Origin of the sequence: Brevibacillus borstelensis (assembly GCF_003710865.1) — a bacterium.
Taxonomy (GTDB): domain Bacteria; phylum Bacillota; class Bacilli; order Brevibacillales; family Brevibacillaceae; genus Brevibacillus; species Brevibacillus borstelensis.
The window spans coordinates 1-19,815 of record NZ_RHHO01000019.1; the positions used below are offsets into that span (position 1 = coordinate 1).

Here is a 19,815-nt window from a genome sequence, read left to right on the forward strand (position 1 = left end):
CTCGACGGTATGTCCATCCTTCTTCGATATGCAGTCGTATGGCTTCCACCTTTAATTCGTGAGAATAACTTCTAAACGTTTGCCCCTTTTTCACCATAAAAAATGCACCCCTTAAATTTCATCGGATTTACCAGGGGTTTAATCCAATGTCCATTCTAAGGGGTGCACTTCACAGGAGGTGTGGGGTATTTTTTTGATCGCTTGCAAGCCTTCCCGGCTCTCTTCCGGGGACTTGTTGTGCCCTTTGTCCAAAGAGTATAATGGAACAGTGGTAAAAAGGGAGTGACGATTTGATCCGGAGGGATATCCGTGAATCTTCCAAATGCGCTGACCGTTTTTCGCATCGTTCTCATCCCTTTGTATTTGTACGTGTTTTTTCGGGAGTTCCCGTTTCATATTGAGGTTGCCCTCGGCATCTTGATTCTCGCGGGAGTGACTGACATTGCAGATGGATACATCGCGCGAAAGCACAAGCTTGTAACGACGTTTGGGACGATGATGGACCCGCTTGCAGACAAGCTGATGATGATGGCAGTGATCGCTTCATTGTTTTTAACAGAGCGGATCAGTGTATGGGCCGCCCTGTTTTTCTTTGCTCGCGACGCCGGAATGATCGTGGCATCGGCCTTTTTCCACTTCCGTGGGAAAAAGACAGTGCCAGCCAATGCGTTTGGCAAAATAACGACGGTCTTGTTTTACATCGCGTTCCCGATGGTCATGTACAGGTTTCAGTACGGCGAGCTTATCTTATGGACGGCTATCCTGTTCTCGTTTGTGACCGCCGCCATTTACCTGGTCAAGTTTCGTCTGATGAATCGCGTGTACTAATACAAACCAGGGATGAAAAGAGCACTTCCGCCGCATGTGCAGGAAGTGCCCCTCTATCTTAACCCCGATCTCCCCATGTGGAAGATAGGGGGTTGTCTTTATTCTCAGTTTCGAGTATGTTCTTCATGCATGGCATGAGTGATATAAAGAATGGAAATGGAGCGTTGTTTATGGAATTTCAATTGCCTTTGGACGTAACAGACATTCAATCGATTATCCCCCATCGCTATCCTTTTTTATTGGTGGACAAGGTTACCGAGCTGGAGTCGGGGAAGCGGGCAGTCGGGTTAAAAAACGTTACGGTAAACGAGCCGTTTTTCCAAGGTCATTTCCCGGGCTACCCGGTCATGCCAGGTGTGCTGATCGTCGAAGCGCTGGCCCAGGTAGGAGCCGTCGCGGTACTGAGCATGGAGGAAAACAGAGGCAAAATCGCCTTTTTTGCCGGAATCGACGAATTTCGCTTCAAGGATCAGGTCAAGCCGGGCGATACCCTGACACTTGAGGTCGAATTGACGCGAGTGCGCGGCTCGATCGGCAAGGGACACGGAACAGCCAAGGTAAACGGCAAGGTCGTGGCCGAGGGCGGACTTCTTTTTGCCCTGTCGGCAGCACAAAAGGACTAGAAAATCGCCCATCTTGTATGTAAGGCCTATTTGGGGTAGAATGGCTAATGTATGTGCAACATTTCTTAGGCGCTCTGCGTCTATCACGTAATGAAGGTGAACACGTTGACCAAACAGGTCGCAAACATATTGGGTGTGTCGTTTTCTACACGCGGTTTTGACGAGACGGTGGCACATCTTGTCGACCGGATCCGGGAAGGAAAACAGACGCACGTCGTCACGGCCAACCCGGAAATTGTCATGCTGGCGAAGGAAAATCGCTCCTTTCTGAAACTATTGGACCAAGCCTATGTCGTTCCGGACGGGATCGGCATTGTCTATGCGGCCAAGTGGACGGGAGAGCCGATTCGCGAGCGCGTTGCGGGCGTGGAGCTGCTGGAAGCATTGATGGCAGCGGCAGACAGAGAAAAGTGGAAAGTATATCTTTTGGGAGCGTCACCGGAGGTAAACCGGCTGGCAGCGGAAAAGCTGTCCGAGCGGTTTCCGGGGGCGCGCGTCGTCGGGTATCGAGACGGTTATTTTCAACGAGACGAAGAACAAAGAGTCGTGCAAGACATAGCCGAAAAACAGCCCCATCTCCTGTTCGTGGCGATGGGAGCGCCCAGGCAGGACGAATGGATCGCCGCCTACCGCGATCAGCTTCAGGCTACGCTCGCGATGGGAGTCGGAGGCAGCCTTGACGTCATTGCCGGGAAAGTAAAGAGAGCGCCAAAGCTGTGGCAGCGCTTGCATCTGGAGTGGCTGTATCGACTGTTGGCCCAGCCGTCGCGCTGGAGAAGACAGTTGGCTATTCCGCTGTTTGTCTGGACAGTCTTGAAGGAAAAAAGGGGAAGCCGCTCCTGAACGTACCCGTAGAGAGGAGAACAGTCGATGTCTACACTAATCCTCGGATTACTGACTTCGCTGATAGTATCATTTATAGCCACACCATACGTGAAAAAACTGGCGGAATCCATCGGAGCGACAGACACGCCGGACCAGCGCAAGGTTCACAAGCGGATCATGCCGCGACTGGGTGGTCTGGCGATTTATCTCGGATATTTTGTTGCATTTTTCATATTTGTTCCATTTACTACGATGAAAGAAATGCTCGGCATCTTCATCGGCGGTACGATCGTGATGGCGACAGGAATGCTGGATGACAAATACCAGCTCTCTCCCAAGTGGAAGCTGATGGGCCAACTGCTTGCAGCGGCAGTCGTCGTCATTCCGTTTGGCCTCAAAATAGGCGTCGTCAACCTGCCTTATGAAGGCAGCATCGATTTCTCCAGCGGCTGGCTGCTCTGGCTCGGCGTACCGATCACGATCTTCTGGATTGTCGGTGTCACCAACGCCGTCAACCTGATCGACGGCCTGGACGGCCTGTCCGCAGGGGTATCGGCGATCGCGACAGCTACGATGGCCATCGTGGCACTGGTTATGTCCGGCAGCGGCGCGGCGGCTCACTATGACACGATCGCGATTTACTGCTTCGTTCTGCTGGGAGCCATACTCGGCTTTCTCTATTTCAATTTCCATCCGGCCCGTATTTTCATGGGAGACACCGGCTCGCTGTTTTTGGGCTTCAACCTGGCGGCGCTCTCCATCATGGGCTTCAAAGAGGCGCTGTTCGTCTCCTTTATCATCCCCATCGTGGTGCTCGGCGTTCCGCTTTGGGACACGTTTTTCGCCATCGTCCGGCGGATCGTCAACAAAAAGCCGATTTCCAGCCCGGATAAAGGCCATCTGCACCACTGTCTGTTGAACATGGGACTGTCGCACCGTGCGACAGTACTGACGATCTACATGATCAGCATCTTCTTCGGGACGATGGCGATCGTTTTGACAAAAACGACAAAATGGACAACCATCATCGTGATGGTGCTGCTGCTCTTCGCTACCCACATGGCGACAGAGATCGTCGGCCTCGTCGGCCGCCGCCACCGTCCGCTGATCAATACGTATCGCAAGCTGAAGGTGAAGAACGCCGATCAGCGCCGCAGTCACTAGAAATGAATAACGTACGCAAAGCCTCTGCTGGTGGACAGCAGGGGCTTTTTTTCTCCACATTTTTGCAGTTTATCCTTAACCAGATAGAAGATTTTGCCGATAACAGTAAAGACGAGTAAGGCATCCCCTGCACAAAAATTGGCAGGGCCAAATACAGACTATATGGAGAGGTGAAACCTTTTGCAGAAGATGTTCGCTACGATGCGGCAGTGGTTGGCTGTAAGTTTGGCACTGTTACTTGTAGTCAGTGGAGTGCTCCCGTCCATGGCTGCTGCTGCTACTGAGAAACCTGTCATTCTGGAAGATGCGTATAACGGCAAGGGCACAAGCCCTGTGGACGCTTATACGTATGGAAGTTCAAAGATTACCATCAGTGGTACCGTGGGAGCTGGCGTATCCGGCCGGAATTTGCGGGTCAAAATCACTTTGGGGAATGGAACCGAAGTCCCCGGGATGGAAAAAATAACACCGACCGTGTCGGGGAGCCAGTTTACGTTCTATGACATTTCGTTGCAGCCAGGTCTGAACAAGATCAGCTTTTACGAAAATGTAGGCAGTGTGGAAAAGGATCATTTGCAGTTTTACGTGAACTATAACGACACCCCGATCATTGAGGAAATATCTGTTGAGGATACCGAGCTCAATCCGAGTGGAGTCACCTATTATTCTTTGCCTGCCTCGAACCGGATGGTTGTCAATCTCAACGGCAAGGCGTTGAATGCGGATACCGTTGTCGTGGAGAATATCTCCAAGGGCGAGGAAGTTCGCGGTTCGGTCAGCAAAAACACAGGCTTCTTCAGCCTGAAAATTCCTGTCATGTTTGGTGAAAACACGCTTCGCTTCACGGCGTTGAACCAAAACAAAACTGTTGGCGCCATCGAGAGAAAGCTTCTGATTGTCACGACGTCGATCGGTGAAGCCGATTTGCTCTATAATCTCAGCATCAACAATGAGCGGCTGACTCCGGACACAGAGGATGAGGTCGGAAACAACATTGTGAGAGTCGATCCGGCAAGCTCAGCGAACCTGAGTCTGAAATCTTCCGCCTTGCTGCAATACGATACGGCGAATCCGAACAAGCCATTTGATTCAATGTCTTTTGTCATCAAAGAAGACGGGGCTTCGGCGGAAACCTCCTATACGGCTACCATTACAGACAAAAAAGCGTCCAATGACGGTTTTACGCAATACGAACTCAGCGGTAATGTGCCCCAATCGGCATTGGCATCTGGAAAGAAATACACTGTATGGCTTGTTTACAAGTACAAAGAAGACACAGATCCGTCTACAACACCGAGCTCCTTTGAGGTAAAACGGTATCTGTACACCATCAAGACCGTAGAGCAGGATGCGCCGCAGTTTATCTCCGGCAGCTATTTGGGAGCGCCGCTCTCTACTTCCAGGACGAATACTCTGCTGGGAGTGCCTGCAGAACTTCTCGTAACCGGTGAATTTGTTGGCGATTCCAGCAAGTATCAACTCTACCTAAACGAGAATCCACTGGACAGCAGCAACTATGCCCTGAAGGTAGATCCCTTTAAAGATGCATCAGGAAACACGGTTGCAAACAAATATGTGGCAACGATCAGCTTGAAAAATCCCGACGCAGGTACGGGAAATCTAAAAATTGTTTATACAGGCGGAGCTGGCACGTCTGTAATGTATCCGATCAAGTGGCAAATTGCCCCTTACGTACAGCTTACCTACAAAACCGGTTCGCAAGACAACAGCTTTTATGACGGCTTCCAGATCAATAGCGACAGCGATGTACCGACTTTGCACGGACGCGTGTACAACTTTGATCTGAAAGCAAACCCGAGCGATTCTTCCAAGCTGGATAATCTCACTGTGAAGCTGAACGAACAGGACCTAGCCCTTTCGAGTGTCGACGCCGCGAATGGCAAGTTCAGCATTTCAAGTTCAGAGTTGAAGAAGTCGGTCAACGGTTCTTCCATATTGAAAAAGGGTACAAACACCCTGAAAATTACACTGAATCCAACGGCAAAACCGGGAGCTACTCCTGTCGTATTTACCTACAATATCCTGTACATTACGGCCAAGGCTCCCTCCATCGAAGAGGTAAAGCTGTGGGGAATCTTCAATGGGAAGGAAAATGAGCTGACTGGTTCTACCGGCGGAACATACGAAACCGGTGCTGCTTTCTTGAGCAAATTCTCCTTTAAGGTAAAAGATGCCTCCAAGCTCTATGTGGAGAAAAACGGCAAGCGAATTGTGGAATTTGAAAAGGATTCCGGAAGCTGGAAGACGCCAGACCCTGCCAGCAAGGAATACAATGATGCGATTGGCGAGCTTCCGAGCAGTTTGCAAAACTTCTTTGATTCCAGCTACAACATTGACGACAAATCCAGCACGAGCTTCGAAGGGTCGCTATCTTCCTCCAAGTACAATCGCATGCTAGACAAAGTGCAGCAAGCGGTAAAGGGAACAGGCGATCAAAAACTCGAAGAGCAGGAAAAGTACCTGGCGTTGTTGCCGCTGACTCTGCGGAAAAACAACTCGACGGTATACACGATCGTTGCAGAGGATGAAAGCGGTACAGTCGTACGATACAACATCAAGATCAACCAGAGAACAAGCAACTGGGAGGTTTTGAGTCCGGTCAAAGCCAGGTCGACAGACCAGTACATTACTGTAAACAGCAACAGTGCCGTGATCAAGGTTTTCGCTGAAAAAGCGGACAAGGTCATGTTTGGCAAAATCGAAGCGAAAACGAGCAACAGGACTGAACCCGACTTTAGATTCGACCCTGATTTCGCAAAAGCGATACCGGAGACTTATTACGTCTTTACGGCGACTGTCCCGCTGAAAAACGGGTTGAACACGATCAAATTCACGGTTCAGGTAGGAGATACCACCTACAACGACCAGATTCAAATCTTTAATGCGAATTCGACGGTAGATGGTGCAGAATACCGCGAAGTCCTCGGCAAGAAAGTGTCATTCTCGGTATTTAACAAGGGGCTGGAATTGAAGTTCCCTGCAGGAACCGTACTTCTTTCGCCAAGCAATCACCGTGCAGGAGAAGAAGTCAAGAATCCAACCGAAGACATTTTTGTCGATGTACCATTGTATTTTGGTATTGCCGACCGTACCACGGGCCAGGTGAACTTGTCTGGCAGCTCGATGAAGAGCCGACTGGAATTGGATGAGAAGTTCAATTACGCAAGCCCGCTTTACTACATTGACGCTGGCGACGTGAAAAATCCAGGTGGGCGCGACCCATACTACGATGAGGACGATGGGGAAGAATTCAGAGGACGCTATGATGACAATCTCATCCCGAGCCGGGAAGGGACGCTGTCGATTCAATACGACTCTTCCATCGTGAATGCGGCAAACAACATTCTCACCGTTTATTATCACAACGGCTTTGAGTGGAAAAATATCGGGGGCGTTGTAAATACCGGCAAGAAGACCGTTACGGTTCCGTTTAGAGGCTTTGGTTATTACATGGTCATGAAAAACCGCGAGTCCTTCGACGACGTGGTGTTCCATGAATATGCCCGTGACGCGATGGAAACACTCTACTCAAAAGGAATCATGCCGGCATACAGCTACAGCACCTTTGGAGCAAATCGCGATATCACTCGCGGAGAGTTTGCGACCATGCTCGTAAAAGCGATGGATTTGCCGATCAAGGCCGGACCTTACTATGACAGTGATGAAACCGACCCGGTAAACCCGACATTCCTCGATGTCCGTCCGCGACCTGTTCACTGGGATTACGAGTATAAGTACGTGGAAACTGCAGCTCGTGCAGGAATTATTCGCGGGAAGGTGCCTGGATACTTCAGACCGGATGATCCGCTGACCCGTGAAGAAGCTGCGGTGATGATTGCCCGTGCGCTGAATCTGAAAACCGGTACACCGGAGGCTTCGAAGCAAGCTCTGAATAAAATGTTTACGGATGGAAAAGACGTCGGACACTACGCCACGGCTTCCGTCCTGGCCGTAGCAAAAGCAAAACTGATGAATGGCGAGGCCGATGATCCGACCGCCAAAAGACCAACATACAGCTTTAAACCGGCCAACAACCTGACTCGTGCAGAGATGGCCGTTATCACCGTTCGTGTAATGACGCAATTGAAGAAGCTGCCTAAGCAGTAACGTATAAAAGCGGCAACAAACACAAAAAGCTGAAGAGGCGAAATCCTCTTCAGCTTTCTTTATCTCGTCTTTCCTGAATGTATGATTCGAATCTCTCCCGCAGGAGAAACAGCTGTTTTTCATGTTCAAAGACCTTATGTTCCAAAAAAGCGGTCGATTTGTCCGTCTGTTCCCACAATCGCTTCAGCTCAAGCAGATTGGACTGAATCTCGTCCATCCGGGCGTTGCTGTGTCCCACCATTTGGACCAGAGATGCATACATCTCTTCAAGGCTTCCCAGCATGCCATCATGTCGGTCCAATCGTTTCTCGACATTCGCAAACCGCAAGTCCATCTGCTCAAACCGCAAGTCCATCTGCTCAAACCGTCTGTCGATCTGCTCAAACCGCTTGTCTACATCATCAAACCGTCTGTCGATCTGCTCAAACCGCTTGTCTACATCATCAAACCGCCTGTCGATCTGCTCAAACCGCTTCCGCTTGTCTACTTCTTCAAATCGCCTATCAATCGCTTGAAAACCATGCTCCATCCTCTCGCCGAGTGCTTCCAGCTTGTCAAACAGCTCATCCAATGACCTGCCCACCGTCATTCCCCCCGATTGTTTGGATAGTATGGGTTCCTGCACTTGTCTCTCTATATTAATAGAAGAAAGAGGAGGGCAACAAGGTAAAATGAGTTTAGCAAAACTGTAATCAGCCCCAGCCCATCAAGTGAAATGACGTCAAAGCTCTGTCTGTAGTCTTTCTATCCAGATGGTTTACATCTAAGCGGTTAACCCGGACAAGCTGATTGACCCGCAACAAACCAATCCAACCGCACCTTAAACATCTTCCGACCCGACAGCCTCCACAGGGACTTCCACATACTCTTTTTCGCCGAGAACAATATGCGCCTGGCCATTCGTCACATCCGTCAAGTGCGCTACAAAATCGTCCTGCTCACCGTCCGGAATCAACACATGCACGGTGACCTTGTCCGTATAGTCCGTCCCGACGACTCGCTGCTGGCCGATCCGCAGCTCGTTTTCGACCTTGCCCCACCAGGTGTAGTCGACACTGACGGAGATTTTCTGATGAAGCGTATGGACGACGATTCCGGCCGCTTTCAGCGCGATCACCGTGCCTGCCGTATAGGCGCGGACCAGACCGCCGGCACCCAGCTTGATCCCGCCGAAATAACGAGTCACGACGACGGCGGTATCCTTTACCCCATTTTTCTTGATGCATTCCAAAATAGGCTTGCCAGCCGTTCCGCTCGGCTCTCCATCGTCGCTGGAGCGCTGGATCTGATCGTTCTCCCCGATGACAAAAGCCGAACAGTTATGGGTCGCATCCCAATGCTTTTTTTTAATCATAGCGATAAATGCCGCAGCTTCTTCTTCGCTGGTGACGCGCTGCGCATATCCGATAAAACGGGAGCGCTCGATGACAATCTCGTCTTCCCCGTATCCCGCAATCGTTTTGTACTGTTGTAGCATGCTCTTTCACCTCAAGGATAAGAATAGCATGTCCGCCAAAGGTTTTCGAATAGTGGATGGCAAACACGCTATATAGATGAAATTTTTCGGCGACTTAAACGTAGTAACACGAGATGGCAGGTGTGATAAACGGGGGGAGGGGTGCATATAGATGGCAAGGTGCAATGATAAGGTGAAAGATTTGGAAACTGGCGATTCTTCGTGTACGAAACATTATTCGGTGTGATATAGTGTTGGTGGGACAAACTGTAAGCTTCCTGCTAGTGAAAACATTATGAATCCAGGCAAAAAGGAGTGGAAAAGAATGAACTTTCCATATTCATCGAAGAAATGGCTGACGCTTTCCATAGCGGCCGTCATGGCGACCTCGATCGGTGTAGGTGCAGTCGCTTCCGAAAGCGGAACAGCAGCTCCTGCTTCGCAAACACAAGGAAGTCAGCAGAATGACAAAGCGACGACTGCAGCAACTGCGGACAACAGCAAGGCAGATGCGAACAAGACAGACGCAACAAAAGCGGATACCGCCGCAACGGAAGACAAAGCGGCTGCGAACGGTACGGCAGACGCAAAGGCAGCAGACGCCAAAAATACATCGCCTTCGGGCACTACAGGTACTACAAATGCATCCGATTCAACGTCTGCTGCAGAGCAAATGACACTGGCTAAAGCGATCGAACAAGCGATGCAGACGAACTCCAAGATTCAGACAGCTCGCCTCGAAGCCAAAACAGCCGATATTAACCAGAGCCTGGCCTATGACTCTGCCGCAGACATGAGAGGGCTTCTCGACAGATCGCTGGAAGCTTCGAAACAAAAGTATATTGGAACGAAACAGGCAGATTTGACAAAGAAATTGAACCAGTTGGCCGTAAAGGTGACAGAGAATCAGGTGAAATTGGGTGTTCAGCAGGCCTATTACAATCTGTTGCATGCGCAGGCAGATCTTGAACTGAAAAAGCAAAGCCTGAATCGTGCCCAAACCCAGCTCAAAGTAGCAAAGGCGGCATTCGACGTAGGGACCAAGGCCAAGACGGATATTCTTCAGGCCGAAATGGGTGTAGCAGGTGCGCAGGCAGCTCTGGCGGCTGCAGAGAACACATTGGAAATCAACGGCATGAAGTTTAACGAGATCATCGGTGTGGATGTAAATAAAAAATGGAAACTGACACCCGAAAACAAACAGATCGCGGCTCCTGCAATGAACCTGCAGCAAGCTCAAGAGCAGGCGCTTAAACAGCGGCATGAGATCGTCCAAAAAGAAGGTGAGCTGGAACTGGCCAATACAACCGTAAACGTTCTGGAGGATTGGTCGATGCAAGCCACCTATAATGGGCGTATTGCTAAAAACAATGTGGAAAAAGCCAAGCTGGCTATCGAAGAACAAAATCGACAAATCAAGACGGAGGTAGCGGAAGCCTACCTGAATCTGAATGCCGCCAGGGTAGCGATCGATTTCAGGAAAAAAGCGATGGAGGCTGCAGCGGAAAGCTACCGTCTGACGAACCTCCGCTTTGAAAACGGTCTTGCTACCACGCTGGAAGTAATCCAGGCCGAAGAAGAGCTGGCGGAAAAGGAAAACCAGCATTTGGAGGCGATCCGCAACTACAATTTGGCGGTAGTAAACTTCGAAAATGCGCTGGGTGTAAATAAATAGCCAGCAGCTGTAAACTTGACCGAAGAACTGGAAAAAGGTTCATTGGTGACAGCCCGCCCAACCTGCTCTATAATACGAATTGTGGCGGATGTCACCATATACATAATGAAGTGAAGAAACGACCACAAAATTTTTTAAAACTTTTTTTCGAAGGCACCGCAACTTTTTGCGAGCTGAGGCGTTTAATAGGATGTCACACGAAATACGGGGAATTGTGTAAAAAAGATTCACGAATTCTAGCACCTGTGATACACTAGGGATTGTTGCATTTACACAATACTGAATATACTAGAACTTTCACACTGAAAAAGCGGAGCAATCCTGCGAAAGGAGGTGAAACGCGCTTGCAGGATTCGGGCTCAAAAAAGAAAGATAGATTACTAAATAATATTCCCCAAGAACAATTTGTTTGTACTAGAGGAGGAGAACCCAAGGTTATGAAAAAGGTTGTTAACAGCGTACTGGCTAGTGCACTCGCACTGACTGTTGCTCCTATGGTAGTGGGCGCAGAAGAAGCAGCTCAAACAGAAAACACCCAAACAGAAGCTCCTAAGATGGATGCTGAACTTCAGAAGGTTGTAAACCGACTGAATGCACTGGGTGTTGTACAAGGTTATGGCGATGGCGATTTCAAAGTTGATCAAACAATCAACCGCGCTGAGTTCGCTACCCTGATCACTCGTATCCGTGGACTGGAGCAAGGTGCAAAATTTGCTCAATACCAATCCACTTTCACTGACGTAAACTCTTCTGACTGGTTTGCTGGTTTCGTAAACGTAGCATCCGGCCAAGAGATCATCAAAGGTTTCCCGGACAAATCCTTCAAACCTAAAAACGATGTAACTTACGCAGAAGCAGTAACTATGCTGATCCGTGCTCTGGGCTATGAGCCATCTGTTAAAGGCGTATGGCCAAACAACATGATCGCGAAAGCTTCCGAGCTGAACATCGCGAAAAGCATCACTGCTCCTAACAACGCAGCAACTCGCGGCGACATCTTCAAAATGATCGACAACGCTCTCCGCGTAAAACTGATGGAGCAACAAGATTTCGGAGTTAACTTCAACTTCCAAATCACGAACGAAACTCTTCTGACTCGCTACATGAAAGTGAAAGTTCGCGACATGGAGTGGGCGAAAGACGAGAAGAACGGTTCCGAAGATCTGCCGCTGGTAACTAACGTACCAGTTATCGGTCTGGGCACTCTGAAAGCTAACGAAGTTACCCTGAACGGTAAAAACGCTGGACTGGGAACTACTACTTACAAAGTAGCCGAAAGCATCAACCCGAACGAGTTCGCTGGTCAACACGTACAAGTGTGGATCAAAGACGATAAAGAAAACACCATCGTATGGATGGAAGGTTCCGATGACGAAGAAGTAATCATGGATCGTCTGAGCACTTTCTACTTCAATGATCGTGAAATCAAAGACGGTAAAACAGATGACATCAAGAAAGACAGCGATCTTGAAGATCTGGAAATCGAACTTGATGGCAACGGAAAAACTTACCGCTTTACAAAAGACACCCAAGTAACTTACAACTTCAAGCCTTACAGCGATGCTACTAAAGGTCTGAAGGAAATCATCTCTGCAAACGATGGATATACCTTCTCCGCTAAAGTGGTACTGGATGACAAAGGTGACATCAGCTACATCCACGTAATTGATGACCAAACTTTGAACAAGTCCAAAGAAGGCGAGAAGTACGGTTCCAAAGTAATCGAGAAAATCGATGCAGACAAGAAGAAAATCAGCAACCTGGGTGGCGGATCCTTCTCCAAACTCGAAGATCTGGATGAAGGTAAGGATTTCCTCGTATTCCGCGACAACAAGCCTGCTAAACTGGCTGACCTGAAGCCTATGGACGTATACAGCATTTACTATGCTGACGGTAAGAAAGAAAAACTGCTGGTATTCGCTACTAGCACTGTAGTTGAAGGTAAAGTTGACAAGATCACTATGCGCAGCGAGACTGACAACCGCATCGTAATCGGTGACAAAACGTACCGTTTCCGTTCTGGCGCAACTTACTCCGACAACCAAAACAAAGATGTTAAAGAACTGAACGCCGACACTTGGGACAAAATTAAAGATCTGACTGGCGAAGATGTAAAACTGTACCTGGATGCATCTGGCCGTATCCGTCACATCGAAACAACTGATGGTATCGACAGCCGCCGTTTCAAAGCGATCCTGACTACTACAGCTGTAGACAGAGGCAGCAAATATACCTTCAGTGTTATGTCTCAAAAAGGTAAGACCTACGATGTAGAACTTACTAAAAAAGATCTCTACGACACAGATGGCAAATCCTTTGATAAAAAAGGATATGGCAGCACACAAATCAAAAACCTGCTCACGCCAAGCAAAGACAAGAGCGATCTGAAACTGCTTGAAGTTTCCCTGGATTCCAAGGGCGAGGTTGAAAAGGTTAAAATCGTAAAAACCAGCCTCATTGAGAAACAAGGAACTGCATGGCTCAACGTTGCAGATAAAGAAGATGAAATGGTTGACAAGTATGAAGTCACCAGCGATACCGCTATCTTCGATATGACTGGCGAGCTTAGCAAAGATCCTGTTGAACTGAAAAAACCAGGTGTTGCTAAATTCAAAGACATCGCTGAGAAGAAAGACCTGAAAGTATTCTACACAGTTGAAGACAATGAAGTAGATGCAATCTTCGTTGTTGAAGGTAAAGGTCTTGCCAGCAAAATGTTCTACGGTCAAGTTAAAGACTGGTCCAGAGGCACTGATGATACCATCACGCTGATTACCAAAGAAGAAGAAGGCTCTGGCTCTAAAGAAAAAACAATCAAACTTGACGATGATGCTCGCAATATTAGCGATCAAGGCATCAAACGAGGCGATATCGTCGCTTACCGCTTGAACAGCGAAGGTGAAGTAGTAATCGATGATATGATCGTTGTAGTGAAGGCAGCCAATGATCTGTCCATTAGCAGAGACAAAGTAACAGGTGCAGCTCTCTTCGGTAACGAAAAATACGAAGTTCCATCCGCATCTGATCTGGAAGATGCCGAAATCGACAGTATTGGTGTTGCAGTTGTCGAGAAAGCAACCAGCAGCAAAATTACCTACTTGGATAAAGACGGCAAGGAAGCCTACTACCCTGTTAAATCCAAAACAGCTTACGTGAATGCTAAAGACATCGAAGAAGGCGACAGTGTTGATGAAGGCGATCTGATTGTCGTAATCGACTCTATGGAAGACAAGGGTACTGCTTATGACTACGTATTCGTAATTCATAACGAAGACGACCTGAAACGCCAAGAGGGTAAAGACGACGCTAAGAAGATCATCGATGCCTTCTTGAAACAAGGTGGTATTGAGAAGGAGCCACCAGTTGATACAGATCCTATCATCGATAAATCTTCTCTGGATGCTACAGTAGAAGTGAAGATGGAAGTATTTGGGGTTTACACAGTAACTGGTAAAGCTGTTGACGGTACTGAAGTAACTGTGAAGTTTACAGTTGATGGAGAAGAGTACACCAACGATAAAGCAGTAGTTGCTAAAGATGGTACGTTCAAAGTACAAATCGCAGGACCAGCAAGCAGCGAAGATGTAGAATACACACTCGAGGCTACCAAGTCTGGCCGCGATAAAGAATCCTACAAAGGTACCTTTAAAAAGAAAAACTAAATAACAGTTACTTTCTAAAGGACCATTTATAGTTGCGTTGAATGACCTGGGGCAGGGGGAGGTCCCTCTGCCCTGTCATTCACCCAATACCATGCTTGCATACTTAGATATGGAGGAACACACTCACCCAGACATACAACATGAGTGTTTCTCAATACACAAAAAACCTATCAATATCTGGAGGGGTAGTACGTGAATAAAAAGCTGGTACTTTCTGTTCTTTCAACAGCTGTATTGACTAGCATGGCCGCTTCCGCTATGGCATTGGAACCTGGCTTCTATGTTGGCGGCAATGTTGACAAATATTATTCTCCATCCGCTTTGGCAGGCAACTTCAAAGTTGCTGTGAAAGAAGTTCTGAAGCAACCAACAGTATACGTTGATAAAGATGGCAAAGCAGCAAACTTTGTTGAAGCTCTGTTCGCTGACGACATCAACACAGTTCTCAAACCTGCGACAGCTGATATGTTTGAGGACGATGACTACAAGATCGTAGGTACTGATAAGGTTTGGAACAAAAAAGATGAACCTTGGCCATTGCCTGGCGATTTGAAAGTTGAAAGCGTAAGTGCTATTACGAAAACAAAAATTCAAGTGAAGTTTAACAAAGCGATCGATGCAGCTGAAGCTAAAAACTTCACTATTGCTGGAGCAACTGTAGACTCTGCAAACCTGGGTGAAGACAAGAAGACCGTAACCTTGAATGTTTCCGGATTGAATTACGAAACAGAATATACAATTGTAGCAAAGGAACTCCTGGTTGACGGTAAAACAGTTGACTCTGTAGAGGTTAAATTTAAAACTCCCGCTGTAACTGATCTGTACAATCTGGAATTGGAAACAAACGTTCCAGGTGACGCTATCAGGGCAGATGGACTTGACAACCTCATTATTACTGCAAAATTGAAAAATAAAGTTACCGGTGAAGTAGATAAGAATGCTGATAACGTAGTAATTCATTTCAGTGCTACTTTTGGTAACTTGGCTAATGACCGTGTAACCGTACAGGATGGCATTGCGCAAGTAGCATTGACATCTGAGATTTCTGACAAAGATCTCGTGGCAAAAGTAGATGCACAAATCATCGAGGCATCCGGAGATTACAAAGACTTAATTGGTAAAGTAGTAGGTACCAAAGAGGTATACTTTAAACTGAATATCGATCCACCTGCATCTGATGCTATCCCAGCGTTGCTGAGTGTAACATCTACTTCGGCAGACCGCGTTACAGCATATTTCGACAAGGACGTAACAGTAGCAGATTTTCTTCAATATGACAAAGCTACTGACAAAGTACTAGTCGATGACTCCGGAAAAGCAAAACTAAAAGAAGGCGTAACAATTAAAGTATCTCAGGACGCTAACTTTGCAGACCTTAAAACAGTTCGTGGTTTGAAACCGTCTGCTAACAATCCAAAGGCTCTTGAAATTGTCCTTGAAAAAGACGCGTTTTTGGAAGACAACAAAGAAGTATACGTTGAGATTACTCAACCAAGCAGCACTGGTGATAATGTAATCAAAAAGAACTTTGTGCTGGTTGACACCCGTAAACCTGAAGCTACGTCTGCTGTAGCTGAAAACTTGAATACTGTAGTAGTTAAATTTTCGAAACCCATCGATAATGCAAAATACACAATTGACGGTGGGCTTATAGCAATTGATGAAACTGATGAAGAAACAGGCTTTGGTGAGTTCAATGCTGAAACACGTGAAGATAAACGCCATCTCTTGACATTGAAAACAGTTGACTTCATGCCAGCAGGTACTCACTCTGTGCAGCTTGCAGCCATTAAAGATTACGCTGGAAAAACAGACCCGAACAACATCTCTGCCAACCAGTCTTTAAACTTTGAAGTCAAGGCTGATGTAACAGTTCCGTCTGCAGATGTTTCGGTTGAATCTCCTGAGCAATTCCGCGTGAATTTCAACAAACAAATCGTTGGATTGGATGACGCTGAAAACAGGGTAGATCCACTCACTACTGACCAAGTTCAATTGCAAGTACTGGTTAAACTGGACAATGGAAATTCTGAATGGAAAACTGTTGAATCTACCAATGATGATGTTGTTAAGAAGTACGCAAAAGATGATGCTGGTAAACCAATCCTGCCTACATTAGCAGTTCAAAAAGTTTCAAGGTCCGAATATGTTTTTGAATTGGAAACAGATTGGACCAGAATTTACGATACGAAAAACACAAATAAAAACTACTACAATGACCAGTATCGTTTGCACATTCCTGCTGGAGCAATTCTAAATCCGGCAAATGGAAAGAAAAATGAAGAGATTAACCTGTTGTTAAATGATCCAATCATGAAGGCACCTGATACAACTAGCCCAGTGATTAAGAACATCACGAAAGTCGACAGGGATACCTTCCATGTTGAAATGAGTAAACCAGTCAAATTGCCTGTAGATGGTGAGCCTGATACTCCACGACAAGATAAGGAAACTCCTAAACCTACAGTTGAGTTTACTGGTAAAGACAAAAACGGTGAGTATGTAACCATCAAAGGAATAATCACTGAATATGCTACAAAAGATCACAAAGACACTACATTTGTAGCAAAAGTAGACGAAACCTATAAAAAATCTATTCAAGACATTGTAAATGATGGTGGAGATACTCATTGGAGAGTTGCGGTAAGCTCCATTTCGGATGATGTGGGTAACACTGCAGCTACAGTTTACAAAGATTTCATCGTCGAACCAGACGAAGCAGTGGAAGAGACCTTTAAGGTTGCAGACAGTGGTATCAAGGGTTACCTCAATGGTGATAAAGAAGATACAATTGAGATTGTATTTACATCAGATGTTAAAATTACTGGAACCATCGGTAATGCGCTCAGCCCTTCTAACTACACTGTAAACGGGGTAACATTGCCAGAAGATACTATCATTACTTTTACAGAAGCAGGTAAACCAAATCCAGCTAAAAACAAGATCACCATTAACCTGCCTGACGGAACGCTTTCGCCAAAGTACAGCAACTCTATTACTTTGTCTAAATACCTGGTATCCAGCAAAGGTATTAAGTTGACAGGTAACTCAAACTTTACATTCTATGTGGTTGATAAACCTGCTACAGATACAGAAGCACCGGCTGTAACTGGCATTAAGGATGGCGAAACTTATGATGTTGCTGTAACGCCAAACTCTGATGCAACAGACATCGACAAAGTTGAACTGACTAAGGACGGTTCCAAAGTAGATGGGTATACTCTGGGAACTGAGATCAAAGATAACGGAGCATACGAATTGACTGTAACTGACAAGGCTGGCAACAAGACTGTAGTTAAGTTCACAGTTAATATTGCGGCACCAGATACAGAAGCACCAGTTGTAACTGGCGTTAAAGATGGAGAAACTTATGATGCTGCTGTAACACCAGACTCTGATGCAGCAGACGTCGACAAAGTTGAACTGACTAAAGACGGTTCCAAAGTAGATGGTTACACCCTGGGAACTGAGATCAAGGATAATGGTGCATATGAATTGACGGTGACCGACAAGGCTGGTAACAAAACTGTGGTTAAGTTCACAGTAGATATCCCTTAATAAAATCACGAAACGTTACTTCATAAACTCACCTAAGTGATGAGTGAAAGAAGTGGAGAAAGCCCCCAGGCAAAGCATACCCTGCTACGTCCAGGGGGCTTTTCTCTAACTGTCTTGTCAAATCGATTGGTGCAAACCCAATCCGCGATAACAGCCGGAAAATGACAATGAACAAGGAAAAATGAATGATGAACAATTATTCAAAGATCCTTATTCATTGTATTATCGTGTGCCTAATCCTCCTGCACGCCAGCGGCCCTAATCAACCAACGGCGTGAAGTCAGGTGAAGACGTAAGGAAAGGCAATGAATAATGAATAATGAAATGAAAAATGAAATCGTAAGATTTCAAGAAAGGGAAACAGGGGAGAATAGCACGGTTTGAAGAACCGCACTTATTCATCATTCCTTGTTAACTATTCATTGAAAAAAGCGTTGTCGACGAAAAAGCATTTGCGTTTGCAATACGGATCGTAAAACTCTACCGATACCTAATGGATGAACGAAAAGAATACGTAATTTCCAAGCAGATCGTTCGATCAGGAACCAGTATCGGCGCAAACATCCGTTAAGCAATGGCACAAAGTAAAAAAGACAATGAATACAGAATAAGGAACAATGAAACATATCCCTTTCACTCTTCATTTTTCATTTTTCATTTTTCATTCTTCATTGTTCATTGCCAAGTACTGCGGGGCTCCTTAAAAGCTGGCTATGGTCAGGCGACGAATCCATGTTGACCCAATCGAAGGTAGCTGTCGTCAGGTAAAAGGCTAGGGGTTGGGCGACAGCCGCTGCATCTGCAATGATGCAGGCGAAACAGGAACAATTCGGGCTGTTAAACCTGTTTTTCTCGTATTGTATAGTGGAGACCTACGGTCAGCAAAAGAAGGGATAGACAAGGCGGAACGTTTGAAGTCTTATCAGAAGAGGCGGGTTAGCGCCGGTGAGGCTGATAGGATGGCGGCGGGTTCGTAGTAGTGATGATGGCTTGCCGGTTGTACCCGTAGTGGCAACACAGGCGGGGAGGAGAAAACGGGCCGGAGCGAAGGGACCCAGTCAGCGGATAAGAGGATATGAGAACTTGCAATGGGCGTTGTAGTTTCTCACGTTACCCATGAGGACTGTAGATACAGACGTATTTACAGTCCTTTTTGGTGATTCCGCTTCTTTCTCCGCTGATGGCACGCCGTGTGCGCTGAAAGGCGCCCGCACGGTGTAGGCTCGACTCGAAATTTCCTTGGGGAGAACATCCCACGGGGGTATAAGGCGAGAATAGCGATTCCACGTTTGCAAGCGGAAAGGGGACCGCTGAAGACCCCTATGTCATCAAGAGTCCCGCTCACTTGAACAATGTGAGAGATTACCTTGACTCTGCTTTCGTCTTGGAAGCAGACATCGACCTGAACGCGGCTCCGTACAACTCAGGCAATGGTTGGAAGCCGATCGGCACCGAAACGGCTCCTTTTTCCGGAACGTTTCACGGAAACGGGCATACGATCCGCGGTCTGTACATCTTTGAAGGGAATAACATTGGCCTCTTCGGAACCATTGAGGGCAAAGCGGAAATCAGCGACCTCACCCTAAAAGATGCGGACATTCGCACGACGAAGAGCGGCGTTGCCATCCTGGTTGGCCAAATGCTTGGCGGAACCATATCAAATACGCACGTTTCCGGAGCCATCAAAGCCGATAGCCAGAACGTCGGGACATTGGTTGGGTATATGAAACGCGGCTCGATTGCGGACAGCTCCGGTTCGGGAAGAATCGACAATCATTTCTCTTGGTATACAGGCGGACTTGTGGGAAGAATGGAGCCAGGGACTACCCTGAGCCGATCATCCGCAGACACAACGACTCACGGCTTCTATTATACGTGTTTATGGCAGACTAAAAA

General features: G+C 47.1%; 11 protein-coding genes and 1 pseudogene. 10 read left to right on the forward strand and 2 right to left on the reverse strand.

Annotated features, from left to right (window positions below; genetic code table 11):
• Positions 1-309 precede the first annotated feature (309 nt).
• The 5 genes from EDM54_RS10770 (at position 310) to EDM54_RS10790 (ending at position 7,568) form a co-directional block, all read left to right on the forward strand.
• On the forward strand, positions 310-828 hold the full coding sequence (locus tag EDM54_RS10770; protein ID WP_003388378.1) for a CDP-alcohol phosphatidyltransferase family protein: 519 nt from the start codon (positions 310-312) through the stop codon (positions 826-828).
• Between the two features lie 170 nt (positions 829-998).
• A complete protein-coding gene (gene fabZ, locus EDM54_RS10775; protein WP_003388377.1) occupies positions 999-1,451 on the forward strand; it encodes a 3-hydroxyacyl-ACP dehydratase FabZ in 453 nt (150 codons plus the stop codon).
• Between the two features lie 105 nt (positions 1,452-1,556).
• Entirely contained in the window at positions 1,557-2,294 is a 738-nt protein-coding gene (locus tag EDM54_RS10780; protein WP_171506164.1) for a WecB/TagA/CpsF family glycosyltransferase, read from the forward strand.
• A gap of 27 nt (positions 2,295-2,321) precedes the next feature.
• Complete coding sequence (locus EDM54_RS10785) at positions 2,322-3,440, forward strand: glycosyltransferase family 4 protein (protein WP_003388375.1); 1,119 nt, start codon at positions 2,322-2,324, stop codon at positions 3,438-3,440.
• 189 nt (positions 3,441-3,629) lie between these two features.
• Entirely contained in the window at positions 3,630-7,568 is a 3,939-nt protein-coding gene (locus EDM54_RS10790; protein WP_231504290.1) for an S-layer homology domain-containing protein, read from the forward strand.
• A 49-nt stretch (positions 7,569-7,617) separates the two neighbouring features.
• On the opposite strand, the gene EDM54_RS10795 is transcribed toward EDM54_RS10790, so the two are convergent.
• On the reverse strand, positions 7,618-8,151 hold the full coding sequence (locus tag EDM54_RS10795) for a hypothetical protein (RefSeq protein WP_122958188.1): 534 nt from the start codon (positions 8,149-8,151) through the stop codon (positions 7,618-7,620).
• 237 nt (positions 8,152-8,388) lie between these two features.
• Positions 8,389-9,045: a YigZ family protein gene (locus EDM54_RS10800; RefSeq protein WP_024983776.1), complete on the reverse strand. Its 657-nt coding sequence runs from the start codon at positions 9,043-9,045 to the stop codon at positions 8,389-8,391.
• Between the two features lie 304 nt (positions 9,046-9,349).
• On the opposite strand from EDM54_RS10800, the gene EDM54_RS10805 reads away from it, so the two are divergent.
• The 5 genes and pseudogenes from EDM54_RS10805 to EDM54_RS10825 form a co-directional block, all read left to right on the forward strand.
• Positions 9,350-10,699 (forward strand): TolC family protein, encoded by a 1,350-nt coding sequence (locus EDM54_RS10805; protein ID WP_024983777.1) that lies wholly within the window; start codon positions 9,350-9,352, stop codon positions 10,697-10,699.
• 437 nt (positions 10,700-11,136) lie between these two features.
• A complete protein-coding gene (locus tag EDM54_RS10810; protein WP_003388368.1) occupies positions 11,137-14,361 on the forward strand; it encodes an S-layer homology domain-containing protein in 3,225 nt (1,074 codons plus the stop codon).
• Positions 14,362-14,553: 192 nt separating this feature from the next.
• Positions 14,554-17,919, forward strand: coding sequence for a sugar-binding domain protein (locus EDM54_RS10815; RefSeq protein ID WP_122958189.1), 3,366 nt, complete (start codon positions 14,554-14,556; stop codon positions 17,917-17,919).
• A 421-nt stretch (positions 17,920-18,340) separates the two neighbouring features.
• Positions 18,341-18,490, forward strand: coding sequence for a four helix bundle protein (locus tag EDM54_RS27365; protein WP_122958190.1), 150 nt, complete (start codon positions 18,341-18,343; stop codon positions 18,488-18,490).
• 774 nt (positions 18,491-19,264) lie between these two features.
• A pseudogene (locus tag EDM54_RS10825) lies at positions 19,265-19,815 on the forward strand (hypothetical protein); the annotation flags it as partial.

Excerpts from the sequence above, each read along its gene's own strand:
- fabZ (WP_003388377.1), top strand. The coding sequence starts at position 999 with ATGGAATTTCAATTGCCTTTGGACGTAACAGACATTCAATCGATTATC.
- EDM54_RS10785 (WP_003388375.1), top strand. The coding sequence starts at position 2,322 with ATGTCTACACTAATCCTCGGATTACTGACTTCGCTGATAGTATCATTT.
- EDM54_RS10790 (WP_231504290.1), top strand. The coding sequence starts at position 3,630 with ATGTTCGCTACGATGCGGCAGTGGTTGGCTGTAAGTTTGGCACTGTTA.
- EDM54_RS10800 (WP_024983776.1), bottom strand. The coding sequence starts at position 9,045 with ATGCTACAACAGTACAAAACGATTGCGGGATACGGGGAAGACGAGATT.
- EDM54_RS10805 (WP_024983777.1), top strand. The coding sequence starts at position 9,350 with ATGAACTTTCCATATTCATCGAAGAAATGGCTGACGCTTTCCATAGCG.
- EDM54_RS10810 (WP_003388368.1), top strand. The coding sequence starts at position 11,137 with ATGAAAAAGGTTGTTAACAGCGTACTGGCTAGTGCACTCGCACTGACT.